Origin of the sequence: Erwinia sp. CGal63 (genome assembly GCF_037026505.1) — a bacterium.
Taxonomy (GTDB): Bacteria; Pseudomonadota; Gammaproteobacteria; order Enterobacterales; family Enterobacteriaceae; genus Erwinia.
Map to the genome: position 1 here is coordinate 136,354 of NZ_JAKUMN010000008.1, position 24,242 is coordinate 160,595.

The 24,242-nt window shown below is 58.6% G+C and carries 21 protein-coding genes; 8 read left to right on the top strand and 13 right to left on the bottom strand.

Annotated elements, in window-relative coordinates; translation table 11 throughout:
* Positions 1 to 62: 62 nt before the first annotated feature.
* The 4 genes from rpoH to ftsY all read right to left on the bottom strand — a co-directional run bounded on the left by rpoH (position 63) and on the right by ftsY (position 4,418).
* On the bottom strand, positions 63 to 917 hold the full coding sequence (rpoH, locus tag MKZ79_RS19765; protein WP_336144325.1) for an RNA polymerase sigma factor RpoH: 855 nt from the start codon (positions 915 to 917) through the stop codon (positions 63 to 65).
* Positions 918 to 1,181: 264 nt separating this feature from the next.
* Complete coding sequence (gene ftsX / locus MKZ79_RS19770) at positions 1,182 to 2,168, bottom strand: permease-like cell division protein FtsX (protein WP_336144326.1); 987 nt, start codon at positions 2,166 to 2,168, stop codon at positions 1,182 to 1,184.
* Positions 2,158 to 2,826 carry a cell division ATP-binding protein FtsE gene (gene ftsE, locus MKZ79_RS19775; RefSeq protein WP_336144327.1) on the bottom strand — a complete coding sequence of 223 codons (669 nt, stop codon included), beginning with the start codon at positions 2,824 to 2,826 and terminating at the stop codon, positions 2,158 to 2,160. Before ftsE ends, ftsX begins: the two co-directional genes overlap by 11 nt.
* A 5-nt stretch (positions 2,827 to 2,831) precedes the next feature.
* Positions 2,832 to 4,418, bottom strand: coding sequence for a signal recognition particle-docking protein FtsY (gene ftsY, locus MKZ79_RS19780; protein WP_336144328.1), 1,587 nt, complete (start codon positions 4,416 to 4,418; stop codon positions 2,832 to 2,834).
* Between the two features lie 164 nt (positions 4,419 to 4,582).
* Between ftsY and rsmD the strand changes: the two genes are divergently transcribed.
* Together rsmD and MKZ79_RS19790 are read left to right on the top strand one after the other, a co-directional pair.
* Positions 4,583 to 5,188 carry a 16S rRNA (guanine(966)-N(2))-methyltransferase gene (rsmD, locus tag MKZ79_RS19785; protein WP_336144329.1) on the top strand — a complete coding sequence of 202 codons (606 nt, stop codon included), beginning with the start codon at positions 4,583 to 4,585 and terminating at the stop codon, positions 5,186 to 5,188.
* Entirely contained in the window at positions 5,178 to 5,447 is a 270-nt protein-coding gene (locus MKZ79_RS19790) for a DUF1145 family protein (RefSeq protein WP_336144330.1), read from the top strand. Before rsmD ends, MKZ79_RS19790 begins: the two co-directional genes overlap by 11 nt.
* Positions 5,448 to 5,468: 21 nt before the next feature.
* Here MKZ79_RS19790 and MKZ79_RS19795 read toward each other — a convergent pair whose 3' ends face one another.
* Positions 5,469 to 5,819 (bottom strand): DUF2500 domain-containing protein, encoded by a 351-nt coding sequence (locus MKZ79_RS19795; protein WP_336144331.1) that lies wholly within the window; start codon positions 5,817 to 5,819, stop codon positions 5,469 to 5,471.
* 131 nt (positions 5,820 to 5,950) lie between these two features.
* Between MKZ79_RS19795 and MKZ79_RS19800 the strand changes: the two genes are divergently transcribed.
* Both MKZ79_RS19800 and MKZ79_RS19805 read left to right on the top strand, forming a co-directional pair.
* Positions 5,951 to 6,577, top strand: coding sequence for a lysoplasmalogenase (locus MKZ79_RS19800; protein ID WP_336144332.1), 627 nt, complete (start codon positions 5,951 to 5,953; stop codon positions 6,575 to 6,577).
* A gap of 85 nt (positions 6,578 to 6,662) precedes the next feature.
* Positions 6,663 to 8,888 (top strand): zinc/cadmium/mercury/lead-transporting ATPase, encoded by a 2,226-nt coding sequence (locus tag MKZ79_RS19805; RefSeq protein ID WP_336144333.1) that lies wholly within the window; start codon positions 6,663 to 6,665, stop codon positions 8,886 to 8,888.
* 46 nt (positions 8,889 to 8,934) lie between these two features.
* On the opposite strand, the gene tusA is transcribed toward MKZ79_RS19805, so the two are convergent.
* The gene (gene tusA, locus MKZ79_RS19810; protein ID WP_336144334.1) at positions 8,935 to 9,180 is read right to left on the bottom strand and encodes a sulfurtransferase TusA; all 246 of its coding nucleotides are present in this window, start codon (positions 9,178 to 9,180) and stop codon (positions 8,935 to 8,937) included.
* Positions 9,181 to 9,377: 197 nt separating this feature from the next.
* Between tusA and MKZ79_RS19815 the strand changes: the two genes are divergently transcribed.
* Together MKZ79_RS19815 and MKZ79_RS19820 are read left to right on the top strand one after the other, a co-directional pair.
* Positions 9,378 to 10,043, top strand: a complete 666-nt coding sequence (locus tag MKZ79_RS19815; RefSeq protein WP_336144389.1) for a 7-cyano-7-deazaguanine/7-aminomethyl-7-deazaguanine transporter — start codon at positions 9,378 to 9,380, stop codon at positions 10,041 to 10,043.
* Between the two features lie 119 nt (positions 10,044 to 10,162).
* Positions 10,163 to 10,720 carry a DcrB family lipoprotein gene (locus MKZ79_RS19820; protein ID WP_336144335.1) on the top strand — a complete coding sequence of 186 codons (558 nt, stop codon included), beginning with the start codon at positions 10,163 to 10,165 and terminating at the stop codon, positions 10,718 to 10,720.
* An 87-nt stretch (positions 10,721 to 10,807) separates the two neighbouring features.
* On the opposite strand, the gene iolE is transcribed toward MKZ79_RS19820, so the two are convergent.
* From iolE to iolD, 4 genes are all read right to left on the bottom strand, one after another.
* Entirely contained in the window at positions 10,808 to 11,704 is an 897-nt protein-coding gene (iolE, locus tag MKZ79_RS19825) for a myo-inosose-2 dehydratase (RefSeq protein ID WP_336144336.1), read from the bottom strand.
* Between the two features lie 89 nt (positions 11,705 to 11,793).
* A complete protein-coding gene (locus MKZ79_RS19830; protein WP_336144337.1) occupies positions 11,794 to 12,675 on the bottom strand; it encodes a sugar phosphate isomerase/epimerase family protein in 882 nt (293 codons plus the stop codon).
* A gap of 58 nt (positions 12,676 to 12,733) precedes the next feature.
* Positions 12,734 to 13,747 carry a Gfo/Idh/MocA family protein gene (locus MKZ79_RS19835; RefSeq protein ID WP_336144338.1) on the bottom strand — a complete coding sequence of 338 codons (1,014 nt, stop codon included), beginning with the start codon at positions 13,745 to 13,747 and terminating at the stop codon, positions 12,734 to 12,736.
* A gap of 79 nt (positions 13,748 to 13,826) precedes the next feature.
* Positions 13,827 to 15,767 (bottom strand): 3D-(3,5/4)-trihydroxycyclohexane-1,2-dione acylhydrolase (decyclizing), encoded by a 1,941-nt coding sequence (iolD, locus tag MKZ79_RS19840; protein ID WP_336144339.1) that lies wholly within the window; start codon positions 15,765 to 15,767, stop codon positions 13,827 to 13,829.
* A 529-nt stretch (positions 15,768 to 16,296) separates the two neighbouring features.
* Here iolD and MKZ79_RS19845 point away from each other — a divergent pair.
* The gene (locus tag MKZ79_RS19845) at positions 16,297 to 18,216 is read left to right on the top strand and encodes a bifunctional 5-dehydro-2-deoxygluconokinase/5-dehydro-2-deoxyphosphogluconate aldolase (RefSeq protein WP_336144340.1); all 1,920 of its coding nucleotides are present in this window, start codon (positions 16,297 to 16,299) and stop codon (positions 18,214 to 18,216) included.
* Positions 18,217 to 18,478: 262 nt separating this feature from the next.
* Entirely contained in the window at positions 18,479 to 19,318 is an 840-nt protein-coding gene (locus MKZ79_RS19850) for a MurR/RpiR family transcriptional regulator (protein ID WP_336144341.1), read from the top strand.
* 37 nt (positions 19,319 to 19,355) lie between these two features.
* Here MKZ79_RS19850 and fdhF read toward each other — a convergent pair whose 3' ends face one another.
* Genes fdhF through MKZ79_RS19865 form a run of 3 tightly spaced genes read right to left on the bottom strand, consistent with a single transcriptional unit; the run spans position 19,356 to position 23,948 of the window.
* Complete coding sequence (fdhF, locus tag MKZ79_RS19855) at positions 19,356 to 21,506, bottom strand: formate dehydrogenase subunit alpha (protein ID WP_336144342.1); 2,151 nt, start codon at positions 21,504 to 21,506, stop codon at positions 19,356 to 19,358.
* A complete protein-coding gene (locus MKZ79_RS19860) occupies positions 21,499 to 22,023 on the bottom strand; it encodes a 4Fe-4S dicluster domain-containing protein (protein WP_336144343.1) in 525 nt (174 codons plus the stop codon). Before MKZ79_RS19860 ends, fdhF begins: the two co-directional genes overlap by 8 nt.
* Positions 22,020 to 23,948, bottom strand: a complete 1,929-nt coding sequence (locus MKZ79_RS19865) for an FAD-dependent oxidoreductase (RefSeq protein ID WP_336144344.1) — start codon at positions 23,946 to 23,948, stop codon at positions 22,020 to 22,022. Before MKZ79_RS19865 ends, MKZ79_RS19860 begins: the two co-directional genes overlap by 4 nt.
* Positions 23,949 to 24,242 lie beyond the last annotated feature (294 nt).

Below are 24,242 nucleotides of genomic sequence, written 5' to 3' on the forward strand. Positions count from 1 at the left end.
GCCTTTTTTACGGAAACAAAAAAGGCGACCCGAAAGTCGCCTTTTTTCTGCTGCTGCGGTTTTTACGCTTCGATAGCGACGCGCAGCTTTTTCATCGCGTTCTTTTCCAGCTGGCGAACACGCTCGGCGGAGACGCCATATTTATCGGCCAGCTCCTGCAGCGTGGTTTTGTTGTCGTCGTCCAGCCAGCGGGCGCGGATAATGTCCTGACTACGCTCGTCCAGACCCTGCATGGCGTCGCTCAGCTTATCGGCAGCGTGGTTATCCCAGTTGTCTTCTTCGATGCCGTCGGCAAAGTCGGAAGATTTATCCTGCAGATAGAGCATCGGCGCCATTGAGCGGCCTTCGCCTTCGTCTTCCGGCGTTGGGTCAAAGGTCATGTCCTGAGCCGCCATACGCGACTCCATTTCCAGCACGTCTTTGCTGGTCACGCCCAGCTCGCGCGCCACCATTTCCACCTCGTCCTGGTTAAACCAGCCCAGACGCTGCTTGGCTTTACGCAGGTTAAAGAACAGCTTGCGCTGCGCTTTGGTGGTAGCGACCTTGACGATGCGCCAGTTGCGCAAGACGTACTCGTGGATTTCGGCTTTGATCCAGTGCACGGCGAAAGAAACCAGACGCACGCCCACCTCAGGATTGAAGCGACGCACGGCTTTCATCAGGCCGATATTGCCTTCCTGAATCAGATCCGCCTGCGGCAGGCCATATCCGGCGTAGTTACGGGCGACATGAACAACAAAGCGCAGGTGAGACAGGATCAGCTTTTTGGCTGCTTCCAGATCGCCCTGGTAATGCAGCCGTTCAGCCAGCGCTTTTTCCTCTTCTGCCGTCAGCACAGGCCAGGCATTAGCCGCCCGGATATAGGAATCCAGGTTGCCTAAGGGAGCAATAGCTAAAGTTTGCATTTCTTTGGTCATTCAAACCCTCTCTGTATTAAGCGATATTGCCGCAAGTTCCCTGCGCGATTCATAAGACTACGTGAACAACAGCGAGAAAGAAGAGCAATCAGTGCTACTCTGACCGCAAAGTTATCCACAAGTTCACTATCAGCTGTGCGTAATATACACACATTTCTCGGGTAGGGGGAACAGGCCGGAAGGAAGTTTTGCGAAAGAGAACTTCCTCTGCGGCACAACGTTCATGCAACAGAGGAATAGTATATCAAAAAAAGTGTGAAGAGGTTACTGCGGCGTAAATCGACGTAAATGTTGCACCGTCGCCAGCCAGGCGGCGATCCAGCCAATCATGGCGGAAATCAGCAGCAGCAGCAGGCTTTCATCCCAGGCCAGGCCGTGCAGCACAAAGGTGGTGCCGAAGACGGCAGCGACCTGAGTCACCACCGATTCCAGACGGAACACCAGCACCTCGGAGAGCACCAGCGACAGCAGCGCGCCGCAGAAGCCCAGCAGCGCGCCGCCGTACAGAAACGGCCGCAGAATAAAGCCATCGGTAGCGCCGATCAGCTTCTGCACGTTAATGGTGTCGCGACGGGCAAAGATGCTGAGCCGCACGCTGTTGCCGATCACCAGGAACACCGCAACGATCATCAGGATGCCGATCATGGTAGCGACCTGACCTACCAGGCCCGCCAGCGCCGCCAGCCGCGCGAACCAGCTGTCGTCCATCTTCACTTCATCCACGCCCTGCACTTTCGCCACGCGATCGCGCAGGTTGTTCATGGTGTCTGAATTCTGAAAATTGATTTTCGGCGTGATAATGGCGACGGCCGGCAGCGGATTCTGCTCAAGCATATCCATTGCGCCGCCGAAGCCCGACCAGTTGCGAAACTCGCCCATCGCCTCTTCCCGCGACAGGTAGTTCACCTTGTCCACGCCGTCCTCTTTTTTCAGCAGCGCCACCACGTTTTCCGCCGCATCGTCATCCAGCGTTTTGCTCAGGTAAACCGTCAGCTGCGGCGCCGGATACCACTGCTGCGCCGCGTTGCTGACGTTTTTCCAGACCATAAAGCAGACGCTCGGCAGCGTCAGAGAAATGGCTATTACCATTACCGTCAGCAGCGTCGCCAGCGGCTGTCGCCACATATCGGACAGGGTGCCGCGCAGCGCGTAGCGCCACTGCTCCTGCCAGCCGCCCTTCAGCGCTTTGCTTTTGGAAGGCTGCTTCGCAGCTTTAGGCGCGGCCGGGCGCGGATTACGCTTATTCGCCATAGTTGCCTCCGTGCAGACGTCCCTGATTCAGCGTCATCAGACGATAGTTGCGGCGGGCGATCAGCGCCCGATCGTGAGTTGCCATCAGTACGGTAACGCCCACGCGGTTGAACTCTTCAAACAGGCGCAGAATATCTTCCGACAGCGCGTGATCGAGGTTGCCGGTCGGCTCATCCGCCAGCAGCACGGCGGGCTTATTGACCACCGCGCGCGCGATACCCACGCGCTGCTGCTCGCCGCCCGACAGCTGAATAGGATAACTTTTCGCTTTGTCCAGCAGCCCGACTTTATCCAGCGCGGCGGAGACGCGACGACGAATATCTTCGCCGCTGGCGCCCGCGATAATCAGCGGGATAGCCACGTTGTCATAAACGGACCTGTCCATCAGCAGATGGTGATCCTGAAAAATCATGCCGATCTGACGGCGCAGAAAAGGCACTTCCCGGCTTTTCAGGCGGCTGATATCGTGCCCGCTGAACCAGATATGGCCAGCGCTGGGGCGCTCAATGCCGCAAATCAGTTTCAGCAGCGTGCTTTTCCCCGCGCCGGAATGGCCGGTCAGAAACGCCATTTCTCCCGGTTGCAGATGAAAATCCACTCCCTGCAGCGCTTGCCGACCGCCGAGATAAGCCTTACTGACTTCTTCAAAGCGAATCATCCTAATTAGTCCTCTCGGGCAAATAGTGCCTCTATAAAATCGTCCGCCTTGAACGATCGTAAATCTTCAATGCCTTCGCCAACGCCGATGTAGCGGATTGGAATGCCGAACTGGTCGGCGACGGAGAAGATCACGCCGCCTTTGGCGGTGCCGTCAAGCTTGGTCAGCGTAATGCCTGTCAGGCCTACCGCTTCATGGAACAGCTTAGTCTGGCTGATAGCGTTCTGGCCGGTGCTGGCGTCAATCGTCAGCATCACCTCGTGCGGCGCCTGCTCGTCCAGCTTTTTCATCACGCGGGTGATTTTCTTCAGCTCTTCCATCAGGTGCGATTTGTTCTGCAAACGCCCCGCCGTATCAGCGATTAATACATCAACGTTGCGCGCTTTCGCCGCCTGAATCGCGTCGAAAATCACCGAAGCGGAGTCCGCGCCGGTATGCTGGGCGACAACCGGAATATTATTGCGCTGGCCCCAAACTTGCAGCTGCTCTACGGCCGCCGCGCGGAAAGTATCGCCCGCCGCCAGCATGACCGATTTGCCTTCTGCCTGATACTGGCGCGCCAGCTTGCCGATGGTGGTGGTTTTGCCCACGCCGTTGACGCCGACCATCAGGATTACGAACGGCGTTTTGCCGCTCACATCCAGCGGCGCGTCGACCTTCGCCAAAATTTCAGACATTTCCTGCTTCAGCAGGCCGTACAGCGCTTCGGCGTCGCGCAGCTGTTTGCGGCTAGCCTGAGCGGTAAGATTGGTGATAATGCGACGCGTGGTTTCAACGCCTACGTCTGCGATCAGCAGCTGCTCTTCCAGCTCTTCGAACAGCTCGTCGTCGATTTTCTTGCCGCGGAACAGACTGACGAACCCAGAACCCAGATTCTGGCGCGTTTTCACCAGGCTGCGCTTCAGACGAGCGAAGAAGCCCTCTTTCGTTGGCCGCGCCTGCTCTTCGGCGACCTGCTCTTCAGCGGCGTTGGCCTGCTCAACCTTGACCAGCGCGGCGGCGATCGACTCTTCTTCTTCGATTTCCGTCAGCTCTTCTTCGGAAGCGCCTGCGGCCAGCGCCGCCGCTTCAAGCTCTTCCGGCGTGACGTCTTCAGGCTCCTCTGCCGCTATTGCCGCCTCTTCCGGCTGCGGTTCGTCAGCCACGATCTCTTCAGGCAAAAGCGCCGGCTCTGGCTGCACAGCAGCCGTTTCTTCCGGCAGCGGTTCCTGTTCCGGCTCAACGATTTTGCTTTCTTCCGGCAGCCGCTCTTCTTCTGGCTTAACGACTTCGTTCTCTTCCGGCAGCCACTCTTCTTCCACATGCGGTTTGGCTGGCGCAGCCTCTTCGGACACGCTCGTTTCTTCTGGCCGCGACCCGGACTCAGCAGGGGCACGCTCTTCAGGCTGCGCGCGAACCTCTTCCGCCTGCTCGCGAGCAACGGTTTCCGTTACTTCTACGACAGCTTCCGCGCGCTGTTCCGCTTCGGCAGGCGTGGCGGCATCCGCTGTTTCGCTCTGCTGCTCTGGCGTTTGGAGCTCTTCCTCAGGCGCTTTTTCTTCGCGTCCCAGTCCCAGCCAGGAAAAAAAGCCACGTTTTTTATTTTTTGCCATGGTGCAACCACACTCCTCGCGGGGAAAAAACCGTCAGGTCTCTGAAAATTATCTAATCCCCTAGTCTAACACTTTCCTGCTGACGCAACACAGCACCCTTTTTACGTTTCCTGAGCGCGAATCGCGCGTTAAACTGTGCAACAAATTATGAAAAGTTAAGTCAGATGATGAAAAAACCTCGCGGCGGCAGCGCCGGACAAATCCGCATTATTGGCGGCCAGTGGCGCGGCAGAAAGCTGCCGGTGCCGGACAGCGCCGGGCTGCGTCCTACTACCGATCGCGTCCGTGAGACGCTGTTTAACTGGCTGGCGCCCGACATTCAGGGCGCGCGCTGTCTGGACTGTTTCGCCGGTAGCGGCGCGCTGGGGCTGGAAGCGCTGTCGCGTCACGCGGCATCGGCCACGCTGCTGGAGCTGGAGCGCGCCGTGGCGCAGCAGCTTGGCAAAAACCTCGCTACGCTGGGCGCGGCCAATGGTCGGGTGATCAATACCAATACGCTGCAGTATCTGGCGCAGGCAGGCGAACCGCACCAGCTGGTGTTTATCGATCCGCCGTTCCGCAAGGGGCTGCTGGAAGAGACGCTGACGCTGCTGGAAACGCGCGGCTGGCTGGCGGAAGAAGCCTTAATCTATGTAGAGAGCGAGGTGGAGAACGGCGCGCCGCCCGTGCCGACGAGCTGGCAGCTGCATCGGGAGAAGATCGCCGGGCAGGTCGCTTATCGCCTTTACGTTCGTCATTCGCCAGAGAGGAGAGAGACTCATGCTGATTAACCTGGGCAGAGCGCTAATGGTCTGCGTATGGGCGTTTTTGTTGCTGAATCTGATCCACCCTTATCCCGCGCCGCTGAAATATTTTATTAATGTCGCGCTGTTTTTTATGGTGATTATGCACGGCCTGCAGCTGGTGTTGATGCGCGCCACGCAGCCGAAAGAGGGGCCGAAGCTGAGCGGCGCGCTACAGGCCAAAATCTTCTTTTTCGGCGTGTTCGAGCTGCTGGCCTGGCAGAAAAAGCAGCTGCCTAAATCGTGAATCCCGCGTTCCGGCCAGCCTTTATCGCGGCCGGAACGAGACAAATCGCTTGCCCTTGATCTGCAGATCGCCCTTCTCTCCCTGCTCAAGCTGCTGATAGTCGTCAGCCTGCAGCACCAGTTTAAAATCGCCCGCGCCGTTTAGCGGGTGAAACCATGCCTCATAGCGCATCGCCTCCACCGGGATCGTCTCACGCTGGCGCGATCGCAGCGCGGAAGTAGACACCGCCCGCTTATCCTTAACTTCCACCAGCAGGCTGCGCACAGGCGAAGCGTCGTTGACCGCGACTTCCTGCCGCTGCCTGATAAATTGCCGGGTCGCCAGCACGGCAATAATGGCCAGCGTAATAAAAAAAATCAGAGGTGGCTTCACGGCTTTTCCTCGTTTTTGCAGCGTAAACGGAAAGAATACAACCAGAGCGCTCTCATTGTCACATCGTCGACGCCTGGCCTAGACTAAAAAGATACTGTGGAATTTAGCATCTAAAAACAAAGGGACACATTATGATTTGGTCGTTTCTGGCAGTGCTTTTTTCCGGCTGGCTGTACGTTGACGCTACTTACCGTGGCCCACAATGGCAGCGCTGGGTCTTTAAACCGGTTACGCTGTTGCTGCTGCTTGCCTGGGCCTGGCAGGCGCCGGTTCTGAGCGCCACGGATTATCTGATTCTGTTCGGTCTGCTGGCGACGCTGGTCGGCGATGCGCTGATGCTACTGCCCGAGCGCCGTATGCTCTACGCTATTGGCGCTTTTTTCCTCTCGCATCTGCTCTATACCATCTGCTTCGCCAGCCATATGACGCTGACGTTCTTCTGGCCGATCCCGCTGACGGTGTTGATTATCGGCGCGCTGCTGATCGCCGCCATCTGGACGAAACTGGCCGAGCTGCGGTGGCCGATCTGTACTTTTATCGGCATGACGCTGCTGATGGTCTGGCTGACTACCGAACAATATTTCTTCCGGCCGACGGACTATGGTTTTTCACTGATGGTCGGCACCTCGCTGCTGCTGCTCGCCAATATCGTCTGGCTGGTTAGCCACTATCGTCGCCGCTTCACGGCCGACAGCGCCATCACCGCTGCCTGCTATTTTGCCGGCCACTTTATGATCGTCCGCTCGCTTTACCTCTGATTTACGCCTTGACTCTGGAGTCCGCTCCAGAGTGTAAGATAAGCCTCGCGGGAGAAGCTGCCCGCCAGGCTTATCAGGAGGCGCCATGCACCCACACTCACCTTTATCCTGCCCTTGCGGGCAGCGCCACGCGGCTGGCCAGCGAGGCTGCCGTCCGGCGCCTGGCAAAATTACCTCAATCGCTTTTTCTCCGACTGAAAAATCCAGCTGCTGCGCCGCGCCGCGCGAGGAAGAGAGCGACAGAGGCGACGCCGATTACCGCTGGCGGATTAGCGGTATGGATTGCCCTGCCTGCGCCAGAAAGATCGAAAACGCCGTAGGCCAGCTACCTGGCGTCGCTCAGGCACGCGTACTGTTCGCTACGGAAAAACTGCTGGTCAGCGCCGATAAAGATGTGCGTCAGCAGGTCGAACAGGCGGTCGTCAGCGCAGGATTTACGCTTCGCTCTGAGAGCCAGCCAGCCGAAGAAAACCCCGGCTTCTGGCGGGAAAACGGCCTGCTGCTGGCGCTGGGCGCGCTGTTGTTGGCCAGCTGGCTGCTGCAGGCCATCGATCCGCAGGCCGGGAAAATTGCGTTTATCCTGACCACACTGGTCGGCTGCTGGCCCGTTGCGCGTACCGCGCTACGGCTGATGCGCAGCGGCACGCCTTTCGCCATCGAAACTTTAATGACGGTGGCGGCGCTCGGCGCGTTGTTTATCGGCGCGACGGCGGAAGCCGCGATGGTGCTGCTGCTGTTTATGCTGGGCGAACGGCTGGAAGCCTTTGCCGCCGGTCGCGCGCGCCGCGGCGTGACGGCGCTGATGGCGCTAAAACCTGATGAAGCGCTACGGATACGCGGAGACAAACGCGAAACGGTGGCGGTGAGCGAGCTGCAGCCGGGCGATCTGATTGAGGTCGCGGCAGGCGGACGCTTACCGGCCGATGCCATTCTGGCGACGTCTTTCGCCAGCTTCGACGAGAGCGCGCTGACCGGCGAATCGATGCCGGTAGCGCGTCAGGCGGGCGAAACCGTCGCCGCTGGCAGCCTGAGCGTCGATCGCTTGGTCACACTGAAGGTGGCGTCAAAACCGGGTGAGAGCGCTATCGACCGTATTCTGCACCTGATCGAAGAAGCGGACGCGCATCGTGCGCCGGTGGAGCGTTTTCTCGATCGCTTCAGCCGCGTCTATACGCCGCTGGTGATGGCGCTGGCGCTGCTGGTAGCGCTAATTCCGCCGCTGCTGTTTGCCGGCGACTGGCAGACGTGGATCTACAAGGGCCTGACACTGCTGCTGATCGGCTGTCCCTGCGCGCTGGTGATCTCCACGCCTGCGGCGATAACTTCAGGCCTGGCCGCCGCGGCCCGACATGGCGTGTTAATCAAAGGCGGCGCGGCGCTGGAAAGCCTGAACAATGTGCGCACGCTGGCGTTTGATAAAACCGGTACGCTGACCGAAGGCAAACCGCAAATCGTCGCTATTGAAGCTTTCGACGGCCAGGACGAAGCGGCGCTGCTGGCGAAAGCCGCCGCTGTAGAACAGGGATCTTCCCATCCGCTGGCGAAGGCGATTGTGCAGCTGGCAGAGCAGCGTCGGCTGCTTATACCTCAGGCCACGGCGCAAAAAACGCTGGCGGGAAGCGGTATTGAAGCGGTAGTTGGCGGTCACAAACTTTCCATCTGCGCGCCGGAGAGGCTGGCGCTGACGGCGGAGCGGCAGGCGCAGGTGGCGCAACTGGAGTCGGCAGGCAATACCGTCGCGATTGTCGCGCAAAACCTGCAGCCGACTGGCCTGATAGCGCTGCGCGATACGCTACGTCCGGACGCGGCGGCGGCGCTGGCCGAACTGCGCGCGCTGAATATCACGGCGGTGATGCTGACCGGCGACAATCCGCGAGCGGCGGCGGCCATCGCCAGCGAGCTTGCTATCGACTATCGGGCCAGCCTGCTGCCTGAGGATAAGGTTGCGGCTATTCACGAGCTTAATCAGCGCAGCGCGGTAGCAATGGTGGGTGACGGCATCAACGACGCGCCCGCGATGAAGGCGGCGACGCTGGGGATTGCGATGGGCGGCGGCAGCGACGTGGCGCTGGAGAGCGCGGATGCCGCTTTAACCCATAACCGGCTGACGGGACTGGCGACGATGATCCGTCTGTCGCGCGCCACCCATGCCAACATCCGGCAAAATATTACGCTGGCGCTTGGCCTGAAAGGGTTGTTTCTGGTGACGACGCTGCTGGGAATAACCGGGCTATGGCTGGCGGTGCTGGCGGATTCCGGCGCCACCGCACTGGTGACGGCGAACGCGCTACGGTTACTGAGTAAGCGCTAAGTTAACATCTCGCCCTGCGGGTTTCGGCAGGGCGAGCCGCAGGGCGCTACAGCCCTTTTTTCAGCAGATAACGATAAGGTAATCCATCCGTTTCCTGCGCCAGCAGCGTATGTTCCATAAAGCGGCAGAAACCGGGGATATCGCGCGTGGTGGCCGGATCGTCGGCGATAATCAGCAGCGTTTCGCCTTCCTGCATGTGCCGCACGGCTTTACGTACCATCATGACCGGCTCGGGGCAGCGCAGGCCCAGCGCGTCCAGAGTTTGGTCGGGATTTGCGAAAATTTCGCTCATATTCTTCTCAATCAGCCAGGAAATGGTGCCATTTTACCCCCGAACGGCGCTTGTGCAAGCCGGGCAGACACCGATAACGTTTGCGCTAAAATTAACCATTGCATTGACAGAGTGATTCGGTAAGATGCCGCGCAATCGCTCAGGCGAGACAATTTTTTTTTGGGTTCCCTCACCCCAACGTTCAAAAAGGCTACATGATGATCTCTTTTTCTTCGCGTCAGCGTAAACACGCGCTGATCTGGCTGTCGCTGTTCCATCTGCTGGTGATTACTTCCAGTAACTACCTGGTGCAGCTCCCCATTTCTGTTTTCGGCTTCCACACCACCTGGGGCGCCTTCAGCTTTCCGTTTATCTTTCTGGCGACCGATCTGACGGTGCGGATTTTCGGCGCGCCGCTGGCAAGACGCATTATTCTGGCGGTGATGATCCCGGCGCTGTTTATCTCCTACAGCGTTTCCGCGCTGTTTTATCAGGGCGAATGGCAGGGAATGGCCGCGCTGGCGAGCGTCAACCTGTTTGTCGCCCGCATCGCCTGCGCCAGCTTTATGGCCTACGCGCTGGGCCAGATTCTGGACGTGCATGTCTTTAACCGTCTGCGTCAGCTGCCGCAGTGGTGGATAGCGCCCGCTTCCGCGATGTTTTTAGGCAATATCAGCGATACGCTGGCGTTCTTTTTTATCGCTTTCTATAAAAGCCCCGACGCCTTTATGGCGCAGAACTGGGTAGAGATCGCGCTGGTGGACTACAGCTTCAAGGTGCTTATCTGCATGGTTTTCTTCCTGCCCGCTTACGGCGTGCTGCTCAACGCCGCACTGAAGCGCATAACGGAAAAATCCTCTGGCGCTCAGGTGAACTTCGGCTAGTCTGTCACTCTGTGGGGCGCAGCCGTAACACGCGGTTGTCCACGGCAGGTTGCTTTTAGCTGCTGATTAATTATATAAGTTGCTGAAAAGCGTGAACGACTAACGTAAAAGGGATCATAATGCGTCACTTACTGAAATATGCCGGAATCGGTTTACTGGTGGTCGGACTGGCCGCTTGCGACGGCAAAAATGATAAAGCTGCCGCCGACGACAACGGCGTCAGCAGCAGCCAGAGCAGCCAGACCGTTACCCTGATGGACGGTAAACTCAGCTTCTCACTGCCGGCGGGCATGTCCGATCAGACCGGAAAAATGGGCACGCAGGCTAATAACATGCATGTTTACGCCGACGCCACCGGCCAGAAAGCGATTATCGTTATCGCGGGTGACGAAACCACAGAGAGCCTCGACGTGCTGGCGAAACGTCTGGAAGATCAGCAGCGCAACCGCGACGCACAGCTGCAGGTTGTGACCAATAAATCGATTGAGCTGAAGGGCCAGCCGGCGCAGCAGCTGGATTCGGTGATCTCGGCCAAAGGCCAGTCTTCCTGGTCATCGGTGCTGCTGGCGAAGGTCGACGGCAAGCTACTGACGCTGCAGATCACGCTGCCTGCGGATAACCAACAGCAGTCGCAGACGGAAGCGGAAAATATCATTAACACCGTGGTACTGAAATAAGCTCGTACTGCGAAAAAACAGCGCCTGATATCAGGTGCTGTTTTTTTATTGATTGCAGCACGGCTGCTCTACCTGCGGTAGAACGTCTTAAATGCCCGCGTGCTCGCGAATATATTTTCTGGCCTTAACGGCATATTCAAAAGGGTTAGCCAGCGCCGGATCCTGCTCCGCTTCCACCACCATCCAGCCTTTGTAGCCTGACTCGTCGAGAATTTTAAACACCGGCGCGAAGTCGATTACGCCATCGCCAGGCACGGTAAAGGTGCCTTTTTTCACGCCATCCAGAAAAGAGAGCCGCTGGCTTCTGACCTGGGCTACCACCTCATCACGCACGTCCTTCAGATGCACATGGTTGATGCGCGGCAGGTACTTCTCCAGGATCGCCAGCATTTGCGCCTGGCTGCCTTCCGAGTAGTAAGCGTGGCCGGTATCAAACAGCAGATAAACGTCGTCGTGGGTTAACGCCATAAATTTATCGATTTCCGCTGCGGTCTGGATCGCCGTGCCCATATGGTGATGCAGGCAAACCTGCATCCCTTTTTCCGCCGCAAGCTTCGCCAGCTCGTTGTAGCCTTCCGCCGTCAGCCGCCACTCTTCTTCGGTAAAGTGCGGCTTCTCTTCCAGCACCGGCAGCCCGGTTCCCTGAATGCTTTTACTCTGCTCCGAGCAGCCAATAACCTTCGCGCCCATCGCATGGAGAAAATCGCGATGGTTGATAAATTCATCAATGGTTTTCGCCCGTTCGCCGTTGGCGAAAAAAGTGCTGAACCAGGCGTTGCAGATCTGAATGTTACGGATCTCCAGCATGGGCCTGAGCACCGCCGGATCGCGCGGGTATTTACTGCCGACTTCGCTACCGGTAAAGCCCGCCAGCGCCATTTCGCTGACGATTTGCTGAAAGGTGTTCTCCGCGCCCAGCTCCGGCATATCGTCGTTGGTCCAGCCGATTGGGGCGATTGCCAGCTTCACGTTCTCTTTGTTCATGATGGTGTCTCAGCAGTCTGTCGATCAGGGTAGCGCGGCGCGTCCCGCAGGCTCTCCGCGCTTGGGTTCAGGCGCCGTGCGCCGGACGATTAACGCAGCAGCTCGCGTTCGATTAGCTCGCGGGTTTCCACTGCCTGGTACTTCATTTTTTCCGGATAGCCGAACAGCGACGCGGCGATAATCGACTCGCCGCCCACTTTGTAAGTGCGGTTCGCAAAATCCATTTCCCGCAGGGTTTTAAACAGCGTATCGAAATCCACTTCGCCCTCGCCCACGCCCACATGCTGATGGATGGTGGCGTCCACGCCTGGCGGATTGACGATATAGCGGCAGTGTTTGGTGTGGTTCATGGTGTCGGCGATCAGCACGTGCGAAAGATCGCCGCCCGCGTATTCCAGCATGCTTTTCACGTCGCCTTTGCCTTTGTCATAAAAGAAGGTGTGCGGCGCGCTATAGAGGTATTTGACGTTTTCGCTGCGGAACGACTTCACCAGATCGGCGGTTTCGTTATTTTCTTCGCAGAAATCCCACGGATGAGACTGGATTTCAATGCGAATACCTTCCCGCTCGACGATCGGCAGCAGCTCTTCCATTGAGCGATAGAGCATCTCTTCGCAGATCTCCGGCTCGTTAGGCGTGCCGGAAAGCTCGGTGTTGATCACCTGCACGCCGGTTTCCACCGCGATCTCGATCATGCGCTTCCAGTTGCGAACCGCGGCCTGGCGGCGAGCCTCGTCCGGCCCCGACCAGCGATAGACCACGATATAAGAAGAGATCTCCAGCCCGGTTTCGCGCAGCGCTCTTTTATATTCGGTAATGATTTCCCGGCTGGCTTTCGGGTGCTTGTAAAATGGGTTGATCTGCGGATGCGGCGACTGTTCGATATATTTGTAGCCCCAGTCCGCTACCTGGTGAACCATTTTAGTGATGCCTAAATCTTTGATGACATCAACGTCAAAGGCAATCTTCATCAGTTTCTCCCTGCTTATCGTTTGACGGCTCCTCTGCTGCCAGAGGAGCCGATCGGCGCTATTTGTTGTAGAACGCCGGACGCGGCGGCAGCTCTACGCTTTCAATGGCGCCGCTCTCCTGCGCCTTCAGGCAGGCGTCCGCCGCCACGGAGGCCGCATAGCCATCCCAGGCGGACGGGCCGTGCAGCTCGCCGGCCGTGACATCGTTGATAAAGGCCTGCAGCTCGACGTCGTAGGCGTCGATAAAGCGATCTTTCCAGTCGGTCAGAATAGAAGTCGAGAGCTTCGCCTCTTTACGCAGCTGTACGGATGAAGGTTCCGGCAGCCTGGCGATGCCGGTTTCGCCGACCACTTCGCACTGAATATCGTAGCCGTAGGCGCAGTTAACGAAGATTTCGACGTCGATGCGCACGCCCTTTTGCGTTTCAAACAGCACGATTTGCGGATCGCGCAGCTTCGCGTGGGTGTTTTTGGTATCGCGCGGGAAGACAACCTGGACGGTTTTATAGTCGTCCTCGGTCAGCCAGCGCAGCACGTCCAGTTCGTGGATTAGCGTGCTGGTGATCGCCATATCGGTAGTGTAGCTCTCCGGCACCGCTGGGTTACGGTGCGCGCAGTGCAGCATCAGCGGCTCGCCAATCTCGCCGTTGCTGATAACCTGCTTCAGCGCGCGGTAGCCGGTATCGTAAGGGCGCATAAAGCCAACCTGCACCAGACGCTTGCCGTGCGCGATTTCGGCGTCGACGACGCGACGACAGCCTTCAGCGGTCAGCGCCAGCGGTTTTTCGCAGAACACCGGTTTGCCCGCCGCAATGGCGGCGAGCGTGAATTCTTCGTGGGTTGGGTCCCAGGAGGTAACAATCAGCGCGTCCACGTCCGAGGAGCGGATCACGTCATGGCCGTTGGCATAGACTTCCGCCTCCAGACCCAGACGGCTGACCACGCCTTTGGCGCCTTCAATATTAATATCGGAAACAGCCACCACCTTCGCGCCCTGCAGCACTTTACTGCAGCGACGAATATGTTCCTGTCCGATTGCGCCGGTGCCGATAACGCCAAGTTTCAGTGTCATAACTACTCCGTTGAATCCAGGTTGTAGGGGAGCCTTCCGGGCTGGCAAAAGCAGCCCGGTTCAGGTCACAGAGGGATAATTAGTATTTACGTGCCTGGTCGATATGCTCGTTCAGCATCTGGGCCACGGCATCAATGCGTTCAGATTGCGAAACCTGCGCGCCGCCGACGCGCCACCAGCTGAAATATTTATGCACCATGGTTTTTGGCAGCACTTTAATGTCAATCAGCGTGGAAACCGGCGACTGGCGCGCTTCTTCCAGCGCCTGCTTCAGCTGCGCCAGCGTGGTCACGCGCCAGGTTTTACAGCCGTAGCCGGCGGCGATGGCGGCGAAATCTACCGGTATCAGGCCGCCGTCCAGCTTGCCGCCCTCGGCATTACGGAAACGGAACTCGGTGGTGAAGCTGTCCATGCCGTGTTCCATCTGCAGATTGTTAATGCAGCCGTTGGTCATGTTGTCGAACAGCACCACGTTGATTTTGGCGTTCTCCTGAATGGAGGTCACCAGCTCCGAATGCAGCATCATAAAGGAGCCGTCGCCGACCAGCGTATAGACCTCGCGGTGCGGCTCAGCCAGCTTGACGCCCAGCGAAGCGTTAACCTCATAGCCCATACAGGAGTAGCCATACTCGACGTGATAACTGTTGTAATCCTTGTTGCGCCAGACGCGCTGCAGATCGCCCGGCAGGCTACCGGCAGCGGCGACGATCACCGCATCCTTTGGGAGGTTTTCATTTAGCGTGCCCAGCACGCTGCTCTGGGTCAGAAAGGAATCCGTCAGCCGGTTGAATTCGGCGAAGACCGCCTCGCGATCCAGATGATCGTCAATCTCCGGGATAAAACCGTCATTGCTGTAGACCGCCTCGTAAACGCGCTGCGTCTCTTTCAGCAATTTGCTCTGCGCCTGGGCGATTTTTTCTCCCCAGCCGCTGCTAAAGCCCTGAGCGGCCAGTCGGCTATCCAGCGCCGTCAGCGCCTCGCGCGCGTCGGCGACGACCTGCACGCCATCCAGCTTGTAAGCGTCGAAGCTGCTGACGTTGATATTGAGATAGCTGACGTCCGGATGCTGGAAAATCCATTTTGAAGCGGTGGTGAAGTCGGTGTAGCGCGTGCCGACGCCAATCACCAGATCGGCCTCTTTCGCCAGCAGGTTAGCCGCCAGACAGCCGGTTTCGCCCACGCCGCCGACGTTTAGCGGATGATCGGAGAGGATCGTGCCTTTACCAGCCTGCGTTTCCGCAAAGGGAATCTGATGGCGCTCGGCGAACTGGCGCAGCGCTTCGCCCGCCTCGGAATATTTTACGCCGCCGCCGCAGACGATCAGCGGCTTGCTTTTGCCGGCTATCAGCTTCAGCGCCGCGGCCAGCTGTGCTTCCGTCGGCAGACGGCGATCCAGCAAATGTACGCGCTTCTGGAAGAAGTAGTCCGGATAGTCCCAGGCTTCGCCCTGCACGTCCTGCGGCAGCGAAATCGTGACGGCGCCGGTTTCTGCCGGATCGGTCAGCACGCGCATGGCGTTAATGCAGGCGGTCATCAGCTGTTCCGGGCGACTTACCCGATCCCAGTATTTGCTGACCGCGCGAAAGGCGTCGTTGGTGCTGATGCTGAGATCATGGTTCTGCTCGATCTGTTGCAGCACCGGATCGGGCTGGCGCGTGGCGAACACGTCGCCAGGCAGCAGCAGTAGAGGAATGCGGTTGGCGGAAGCGGTACCCGCCGCGGTAATCATGTTGGCGGCGCCCGGCCCGACGGAAGAGGTGCAGGCGATGATCTCGCGACGCAGCTTCTGTTTAGCGTAACCGATAGCGGCGTGCGCCATGCCCTGCTCGTTACGGCCCTGATGCACCACCAAATCGCCGCTCTTCTGCTCCAGCGCCTGGCCCAGCCCCAGCACGTTGCCGTGGCCGAAAATCGCGAAGATGCCTTTGACAAATTTGGTTTCAACGCCATCTACCGACAGATACTGGTTGTCCAGAAATCTGACCAGAGCCTGTGCCGTGGTTAATCTGATCTTGCCCATTTGCTCTTCCTTAACGGTACGGCGGCAGACCTTGAGCCTGCCGCGCTTCGCCTGAGTAATCGCCACTGCGGTAATGGCCGAAAATGAAACGTGAGGCGATTATAAACAAATATTTTTTTCACTAAACCACATTACAGAAGAAACATTTCATTTTGCGAGAGAGATCAAATTATGCCGTGAAACACAGGTCGCCGCGGCGATCCAGCCGACACAATGGTCATAGCCTTTGTCTGAAAACCCGATAACGCCTTATTCCTATCTTAATCAACAGGTTAATTAAAAATTTCACGTTTGTTGCAGCCGTTTTACCGTCTGTTGTCAGCCGTCAACAATCGTCAGAAAAAGCGCAGCCGGCGGTGAAATGCGAGAGTTTTAGCCACTTCACATTTTTGGGGTATTAATTTCATTCTTAGTTGAAGTTGAAATATTTATTCCCCATACTGATTTTCACCTCATATCCGGACGCCGCCACGCGTTCAGGAGGATGCGCTGACACAGCGCGGCTGGCCTATCACAGAAGGAAAACAGAATGAGTACACAACAGAAGCGGCTCGATGTGATCTGTATCGGGCGCATCGCCGTTGACCTCTATGGTCAGCAGATTGGTGCCCGACTGGAAGATATGAGCACGTTTTCCAAATACCTCGGCGGATCGTCCGGCAACGTCGCCTACGGTACGGCGATCCAGGGGCTGAAATCCGCCATGCTGGCTCGCGTGGGCGATGAGCATATGGGCCGCTTTCTGCGGGAAGAGCTGCAGCGCGTCGGCGCGGATACCGAGTGTTTGATCACTGATAAAACCCGCCTGACGGGCCTCGTGATCCTCGGGATCAAGGATCAGGACACCTTTCCGCTGGTGTTCTATCGCGACAACTGCGCCGATATGGGCCTGACGCCCGACGATATCAAAGAAGAGTACATCGCCTCTTCCCGCGCGGTCGCGGTAACCGGCACGCATCTGTCTCATCCTGATACTCGCGCCGCCGTGCTGAAAGCGCTGGAGATCGCTCGTCGCCACGGCCTGCGTACCGCGCTGGATATCGATTATCGGCCGGTGCTGTGGGGTCTGACTTCGCTGGGCGACGGCGAAACCCGCTTTATTGAATCCAGCCACGTTACGCAGCAGCTGCAGGAAGTGCTGCACTATTTCGATCTGGTGGTCGGCACGGAAGAGGAGTTCCATATTGCCGGCGGCAGCACTGATACGCTTACCGCGCTGAAAAACGTGCGCCAGGCGACCAAAGCGACGCTGGTCTGCAAGCGCGGCGCGCTGGGCTGCGTGGTGCTGGAAGGCGATATTCCGGATAGCTGGGAGCAAACCAAACTGCAAAGCGGCGTGCGCGTGGAAGTGCTGAACGTGCTGGGCGCGGGCGACGCCTTTATGTCCGGCCTGCTGCGCGGCTGGCTGAACGATGAAAGCTGGGAGCAGGCGTGCCGCTACGCCAATGCCTGTGGCGCGCTGGTGGTATCGCGCCACGGCTGCGCGCCGGCGATGCCGACCAAAGCCGAGCTGGATGATTTTCTCAGCCGCGATAACGAGGTCAAGCGCCCGGATCTGGACAGCCGCCTCAACCATCTGCATCGCGTCACCACGCGGAAACAGCAGTGGCCGGAGCTGTGCGTGTTCGCCTTCGACCATCGTAAGCAGCTGGTGGATATGGCGAATGAAGCGGGCGTCGACACGACTCGTCTGCCGGAACTGAAACAGCTACTGCTGCGCGCGGCGCAGGAAGCGGCTACCGAGGCCGGTCTGGATCGCCGCAGCGGCATCCTGGCGGACACAACGTTTGGGCAGCCCACGCTGAACGCGATTACCGGTAAAGGCTGGTGGATTGGCCGGCCGATTGAGATGCCTGGCTCCAGGCCGCTACGGCTGGAACATGGCAACATCGGCTCGCAGCTGGTGGACTGGCCGCAGGAGCACGTGGTGAAGTGCCTGGTATTTTATCATCCTCACGACAGCGCCGAGCTGCGTAAAGAGCAGGACGAGCTGATCCTGGACGTCTGGAAAGGCTGTAATAAAACCGGCCACGAGCTGCTGCTGGAGGTGATTCTGCCGGAGAGCAATCCGGACAAGAAAGAGTCTTACTATCTGGATATGCTGAGCCACTTCTACTCGCTGGGCGTGCAGCCAGACTGGTGGAAGCTGCCGCCGCTAAGCCTGGAGAGCTGGCAGGCTATCAGCGGGCTGATCGAGCAGCAGGACCCCTGGTGCCGCGGTATTCTGATTCTGGGACTGGACGCGCCGGAAGAGAAACTGAAGGCCGGTTTCGCCGCCGCCGCTCAGGCGCCGTGGGTCAAAGGTTTCGCCGTAGGCCGCACTATCTTCGGCCAGCCTTCGCGCCAGTGGCTGCAGGGCGAACTCAATGACGACGCCCTGATTGCCGAAGTGAAAGGCAATTATCTACGCCTGATCGACTACTGGCGTGAAGTGCGTCCGGTAAAATAACGTCCCGTCGTTAAGCCGCCCGCCAGTGGTTTTCTCTGTTATCTGGCGGCGCGGTCTCTCTCTTCCAGTTTCGGTTTCTGAGCCGCTTTCTGCGGTTAAAAAAAGCGAACGCCGGTAAAAGAGCGGCGATCGCGCTTTTTCTGTGATGCAATTCATATAGCGATGAAATAGAACCGCTGAATTTCGTTTAAAAGTGAAATTTTTTGTTCATCTGATAGAATAACCGCCAGAAGAATATGACTAATTTAGCGAGCCTGACTGCATGACTATTACGCCCACACAGCTTTCCCTGTTACAGGATGACATCCGCCGTCGCTACGACACCCTGAGTAAGCGCCTGAAACAGGTGGCTCGCTACATTCTCGACAACAGCAACAGCATCGCTTTTGACACCGTCGCCTCGATTGCTCAGCAGGCCGACGTGCCGCCTTCCACCTTAATCCGCTTCTCCAACGCTTTTGGTTTCAGCGGCTTTAATGAAATGAAGCAGGTGTTTCGCCAGCATTTGATGGAAGAGACGGTTAACTACACCGAACGCGCACGCCTGTTCCGCCAGACCTCTACGGATGAAGCGGCTACGCCGCCGGAAAATCCGGCTGAGATCCTCAACGTCTTTACTATGGTCAACTCTCAGGCGCTGCAGCAGCTGGCGATGCAGACCAACCCGGAGCAGCTGGATAAAGCGGTAGCGCTGCTGGCGCAGGCGGAGAATATCTACGTGATCGGCCTGCGTCGCTCGTTCAGCGTCGCCTCCTACCTGACCTATGCGCTGCGCCATCTGGAGCGCCGCGCCTTTCTGATCGACGGTCTTGGCGGCATGTTTACCGAACAGCTCACCATGGTTAACCCGAAAGATGTGGTTATCGCCATCAGCTATTCGCCTTACGCTCGCGAAGCTGTCGAGCTGGTGGAGCTGGGCGCGAAACGCGGCGCGCAGCAGATCGCCATTACCGACAGTCAGGTCAGCCCGCTGGCCGCCTTCAGCGACGTCTGTTTTGTAGTGCGCGAGGCCCAGGTCGACGGTTTCCGTTCGCAGGTCGCCTCGCTGTGCCTGGCGCAAACGCTGGCGGTTTCGCTGGCGCTGAACAACGCCAAAGACTAACCGACCGCCTGGCGTAATCCGGGCGATCGTCAATGCGCTACGCCAGCGGCTCTGCCGCTTGCGCCAGCCGCGCTCTTATTTGCTGATAGCGTTCCGCAACCTGCTGTTCCGCCCACTGCGTATCGGCTATTTTCTCTACCCTGACGGCGCAGTGTTTGAACTCCGGCGTTTTCGCCACGGGATCGACGCTGTCCAGCGTTAGCTCATTGCAGGCGCCGATCCACCACTGATAGGTCATATAGACCGCGCCGTAATTCGTTCTGTCGCTGACCTCGGCGCGGCTGATCACCCTGCCGCGTCGCGACGTCACCCAAACCAGCTCGCCGTCGTTGATATCCAGCCTGCGCGCATCCTCCGTGTTGATCTGCACCCGGCCTGGCTCATCGGCCTGGGCGGTTAAGGCGTGACAGTTGCCGGTCATGGAACGACAGCTGTAGTGGCCGACCTCCCGTACCGTGCAGAGCGCCAGCGGCCACTCCTCATCGGTGGTTTCCGCAGGCGGCTGCCAGTCGCAGGCGAACAGCAAGCCTTTGCCGGACGGTCGTGAAAAACGGTTTCCCTCGTAAAGATAAGGCGTACCCGGATGCGACTCGTCGGGACAGGGCCACTGGACGTAGCCGAATCCGGCCATTTTCTCCCAGGTCGCGCCGGTATAAAGCGGGCACAGCGCGCGCAGCTCGTCCCATATAGCCTTGTTGTTGGCGTAACGCATGGGATAACCCATCGCCTGCGCTACCCGGCAGATAATTTCCCAGTCCGGCAGCACATCGCCCTGCGGCTCTACGGCTTTTTCAAAGCGCTGGAAGCCCCGATCCGCGCTGGTGTAGACCCCTTCGTGCTCGCCCCAGCTGGTGGCGGGCAGCAGCACATCCGCCAGCTCGGCCGTTTTGGTCATAAAGATATCCTGCACGATGATCAGATCCAGCTTCGCCATCGCCTGGCGCATCAGGGCGAGATCAGGCTCGGTTTGCAGCGGGTCTTCGCCCATAATCCAGTAGGCGCGCAGCTTGCCTTCCAGCGCCAGATGCGGCACGTCGGTAATCGCGTGGCCGGGCTTATCGCTCAGCGAAGCCACGCCCCAGGCGGCGGCGAATTTGTCGCGTGCCGCCTTGCTGGTCACGGGCTGATAGCCAGGAAAAACGTCCGGCAAAGCGCCCATATCGCAGGCGCCCTGCACGTTGTTCTGGCCTCTCACTGGCCCAACGCCGACGCCGGGACGGCCAAAATTGCCGGTGGCCAGCGCCAGACTGGAGAGCCCTTTCACCACATCCACGCCCTGTCCCCATTGCGTCACGCCCATGCCCCATAAAATCGTGGCGTTTTTGGCGCTGGCGTAGAGGCGCGCGGCCTGGCGAATCAGCTCCGGCTTCAGCCCGGTGATCGCCTGCACAGCTTCCGGCGAGTAGCGCTGAACCACTTCCCGCCAGGCTTCAACCCCTTCCGTATGGTTATCGATATAGCTTTTGTTCCACAGCTTCTCGGCGATCAGCACGTGCGCCAGCGCGTTGACCAGCGCCATATTGCTGCCGTTTTTCAGCGGCAGCCACAGGTCGGCCAGTCGGGCGCTCTCAATATAGCGCGGATCGCAAACGATGATTTTGGCGCCTTTTTCTTTGGCGTGAAGAATGCGCCTTGCCAGAATCGGATGGGAATCCGCAGCGTTGTAGCCGAAGATCAACAGGCAGTCGCTCTCTTCGATATCCTTCATCGAGTTGCTCATCGCTCCGTTGCCCAGCGTCGCCCGCAGCCCGGCGACGGAAGGGCCGTGACAGACCCTGGCGCAGCAGTCGATATTGTTGCTGCCCAATACGGCGCGCACGAACTTCTGCATAACGTAGTTGGTTTCATTGCCCGGCCCGCGCGAAGAGCCGGTAACCATAATGCTCTCCGGCCCGAACCGGCTTTTGATTTTTTGCAGTCGGGCGCTGACGAAGTCTGTTGCTTCCTGCCAGCTTACCCGCTCAAAAGGGCCGCCTCGCTTACGACGAATGGCGGGATGCCGCAGCCGCGGCGTCAGCAGGCGAGTGTTATTGAGAAATTCCCAGCCGAAGTAGCCTTTCAGACAGAGCCTTCCCTCGTTGGTGACGCCGGGCGCGCCTTCCGCGCCAACGACTTTTCCGTCCGCAATCTGCAGCGCGATTTTGCAGCCGCAGCCGCAGTAGGGACAAACAACGATCGCTTTATCCATGTGTTTCCACCTCTTGTAAACAGGGGCCATTCAGCTGGCTCTCTTTCGCCGCTCGCTGCTGTTTTTGCCGCTGTCGCCGGGTTAACCGGGCGGAAGAGATCAGCGCAAGCGCGTCGGTCGGACAGACTCTGACGCAGGCCGGGCCGTCGGCCTGACCAGCGCAGAGATCGCATTTCACTATCAACGGCGTCTCTTCAGGCTTACTGACGATCTCTATAACGCCGAACGGACAGGCGATCACGCAGCTCTTGCAGTCGATGCAGAGCTGGCTACGGCTCTCTATAGCCTCTTCGCCCTTGTACAGCGCCGCTACGGGACAGGCCGCCACGCAGGGCGCGTTGTCGCACTGATGACACATCACGGGTACGCTAATCTGCGCCGATTTAATCACGTTCAGACGGGGAAAATAACGCTGCGCGGCCAGCAAAGGCGACCCGGTATGCGCAACGGCGCAGGCCACTTCGCAGGTGTGGCAGCCGATACATTTTTCCGGCTGGGCGACGATAAACTGATTCATGATGCCCGCTCCTTTCTTGCGGCGTTTTGTGCAAACATCGCCAGCATCTCTCGTGCGCTGCGACGTCCTTCCGCCATGGCCGTGACGACCAGATCCGCGCCGTGTACCGCGTCACCTGCGGCGAAGACTTTCGGATTGTGCGTCTGCGTGACGCGCCCTGAACAGCCCGTTTCAATCAGTCCCCAGCGATTGAAGCGAACTGACTGACCCGCCAGCCAGGGCATTTCGTGCGCCTGAAAACCAAAGGCCAGAACGAGCGCGTCGGCCGCCAGCACGAACTCCGATCCCTTCACCGGCTGAGGCCGTCGCCGTCCGTCACTGCCCGCTTCGCCGAGGACGGTACGGATCATCCCTATACCGCTCACCCGCCCGGCTTTATCCAGCTCAATATGCTGCGGCAGCAGGTTGAACATAAATTCCACCCCTTCCTCACGCGCATTGGCGACCTCTTTTTTAGAACCCGGCATATTCGCCTCATCGCGCCGATAGGCGCAGATCACCTGCTTCGCCTGCTGGCGAACCGCGGTACGCACGCAGTCCATTGCCGTATCACCGCCGCCCAGCACCACCACTCTTTTTCCTTTTAGCGAGATATAAGGCTGCTGCTTGTCTTCCGGCAGCCCCATAACCCGACGCGTGTTGGCGGTCAGATAGGGCAATGCCTGAATAACGCCCGACGCGTCTTCATGTTCAAGGCCCGCCCGCATCAGCTTATAGGTGCCCACGCCCAAAAAGACGGCGTCGTAATCCGCCAGCAGGCGGGAAAAAGGGAGATCGCGCCCAATCTCGCAGTTAAGGTGGAACTTAATGCCCATCTCGCCGAAAAGAGCCCGCCGCTTCGTCAGCAGCTGCTTATCCAACTTGAAGGAAGGAATGCCGAAGGTCAGCATCCCGCCGATTTCAGGATGGCGATCGAACACATCCACCTGAACGCCGCTGCGCGCGAGAATATCCGCACAGCCCAGGCCAGCCGGCCCGGCGCCGACGATGGCCACTTTTTCCCGGCGCGGCTTGACGGCGGGCGGCGCCGGACGCCAGCCCTGCTTCAACGCTTCATCGGTAATGTAGCGCTCGATATTGCCGATGGTGACCGCGCCCGCGCGTCCGTTCAGCGTGCAGGCGCCTTCGCAAAGACGATCCTGAGGACAGACGCGCCCGCAGATTTCCGGCAGGCTGCTGGTTTGATGCGACAGCTCCGCCGCCTCGATAATCCGGCCTTCGCGCGCCAGCCGTATAAAGTCGGGAATCGCGTTGTGCAGCGGACAGGCCCAGCCGCACCAGGCTTTTTGCGCGCAGTAGAGACAGCGCTCCGCTTCATAACCGGCCTGCGCCGGCGAAAACCCCTGATAAATTTCACCAAAGTGCTGTTTTCGCGCCTGCGCTTCAAGCTTGCGGGCGCCGACGCGCGGCGGCTTATCCAGCGCCTGTTCTGCTCGGCGCGCGGCTGAACCGCAGGTTTTATCGTCGGCGCTGACCTTCTGCCGATAGCTGCTCAGCTGCGTCAGCGCGGCGTCATCCATCAGCCGCAGCGCCTGAGTGGGACAAGCGGAGACGCAGGCGGGCTTGCCCTGCTCGCTCTGCTCGCATAGATCGCATTTGATCATTGTTCCCCTTAGCGCGGCCGGTTCGATCGCGCCAAACGGGCAGGCCAGCAGACAGTTTTTACAGCCAATGCATTTCTCTTCATGCAGCCGCACGCTGTGCCGATCGAAAACCAGCGCTCCGGTCGGACAGCTGGTGACGCACGGCGCGTTATTACAATGCCGACAGGTAACGGGGCCGTAGCCTTTAACAAGGTGGATGCGCGGGCGAAATTGCTCGCGGTCGCCTGGCCATTCGCCGTCGCCATGCGTTAACGCGCAGGCAACTTCGCAAACGTGGCAGTCGATACATTCAGCGGGATTAACAGTGACAAACCGGTTCATCTTTACTCCTTTTTATGCCGCACAATCCCTTTCACTGCCGGGGTTTATGCAAAAAAAGGGCAAATCTGCGCCGTCAGGCAGAATAAAATTGAATTCTGTGAACCAGTACGCAATTGCAAGCGAGGGATAATCTGACGCCGCCGCTCAGCAAGGCTCTGCGCGAGAATCAACTTCTCATTTTGAGAAAAATAACGCCAAAGTGAAACAGCACTTTCGCGTGCTGCCACCGCAAGGAAGGTCTTTTCAGGCTGGTTTCTACGACACGCTTCACAACCCCGTCGCCTAGCTGCTCCA

What these genes read in the sequence shown, in the direction of transcription:
- rpoH (WP_336144325.1), bottom strand. Translation starts at nt 917, where the DNA reads ATGACCAAAGAAATGCAAACTTTAGCTATTGCTCCCTTAGGCAACCTG.
- ftsX (WP_336144326.1), bottom strand. Translation starts at nt 2,168, where the DNA reads ATGGCGAATAAGCGTAATCCGCGCCCGGCCGCGCCTAAAGCTGCGAAG.
- ftsE (WP_336144327.1), bottom strand. Translation starts at nt 2,826, where the DNA reads ATGATTCGCTTTGAAGAAGTCAGTAAGGCTTATCTCGGCGGTCGGCAA.
- ftsY (WP_336144328.1), bottom strand. Translation starts at nt 4,418, where the DNA reads ATGGCAAAAAATAAAAAACGTGGCTTTTTTTCCTGGCTGGGACTGGGA.
- rsmD (WP_336144329.1), top strand. Translation starts at nt 4,583, where the DNA reads ATGATGAAAAAACCTCGCGGCGGCAGCGCCGGACAAATCCGCATTATT.
- MKZ79_RS19790 (WP_336144330.1), top strand. Translation starts at nt 5,178, where the DNA reads ATGCTGATTAACCTGGGCAGAGCGCTAATGGTCTGCGTATGGGCGTTT.
- MKZ79_RS19800 (WP_336144332.1), top strand. Translation starts at nt 5,951, where the DNA reads ATGATTTGGTCGTTTCTGGCAGTGCTTTTTTCCGGCTGGCTGTACGTT.
- MKZ79_RS19805 (WP_336144333.1), top strand. Translation starts at nt 6,663, where the DNA reads ATGCACCCACACTCACCTTTATCCTGCCCTTGCGGGCAGCGCCACGCG.
- tusA (WP_336144334.1), bottom strand. Translation starts at nt 9,180, where the DNA reads ATGAGCGAAATTTTCGCAAATCCCGACCAAACTCTGGACGCGCTGGGC.
- MKZ79_RS19815 (WP_336144389.1), top strand. Translation starts at nt 9,378, where the DNA reads ATGATCTCTTTTTCTTCGCGTCAGCGTAAACACGCGCTGATCTGGCTG.
- MKZ79_RS19820 (WP_336144335.1), top strand. Translation starts at nt 10,163, where the DNA reads ATGCGTCACTTACTGAAATATGCCGGAATCGGTTTACTGGTGGTCGGA.
- iolE (WP_336144336.1), bottom strand. Translation starts at nt 11,704, where the DNA reads ATGAACAAAGAGAACGTGAAGCTGGCAATCGCCCCAATCGGCTGGACC.
- MKZ79_RS19830 (WP_336144337.1), bottom strand. Translation starts at nt 12,675, where the DNA reads ATGAAGATTGCCTTTGACGTTGATGTCATCAAAGATTTAGGCATCACT.
- MKZ79_RS19835 (WP_336144338.1), bottom strand. Translation starts at nt 13,747, where the DNA reads ATGACACTGAAACTTGGCGTTATCGGCACCGGCGCAATCGGACAGGAA.
- iolD (WP_336144339.1), bottom strand. Translation starts at nt 15,767, where the DNA reads ATGGGCAAGATCAGATTAACCACGGCACAGGCTCTGGTCAGATTTCTG.
- MKZ79_RS19845 (WP_336144340.1), top strand. Translation starts at nt 16,297, where the DNA reads ATGAGTACACAACAGAAGCGGCTCGATGTGATCTGTATCGGGCGCATC.
- MKZ79_RS19850 (WP_336144341.1), top strand. Translation starts at nt 18,479, where the DNA reads ATGACTATTACGCCCACACAGCTTTCCCTGTTACAGGATGACATCCGC.
- fdhF (WP_336144342.1), bottom strand. Translation starts at nt 21,506, where the DNA reads ATGGATAAAGCGATCGTTGTTTGTCCCTACTGCGGCTGCGGCTGCAAA.
- MKZ79_RS19860 (WP_336144343.1), bottom strand. Translation starts at nt 22,023, where the DNA reads ATGAATCAGTTTATCGTCGCCCAGCCGGAAAAATGTATCGGCTGCCAC.
- MKZ79_RS19865 (WP_336144344.1), bottom strand. Translation starts at nt 23,948, where the DNA reads ATGAACCGGTTTGTCACTGTTAATCCCGCTGAATGTATCGACTGCCAC.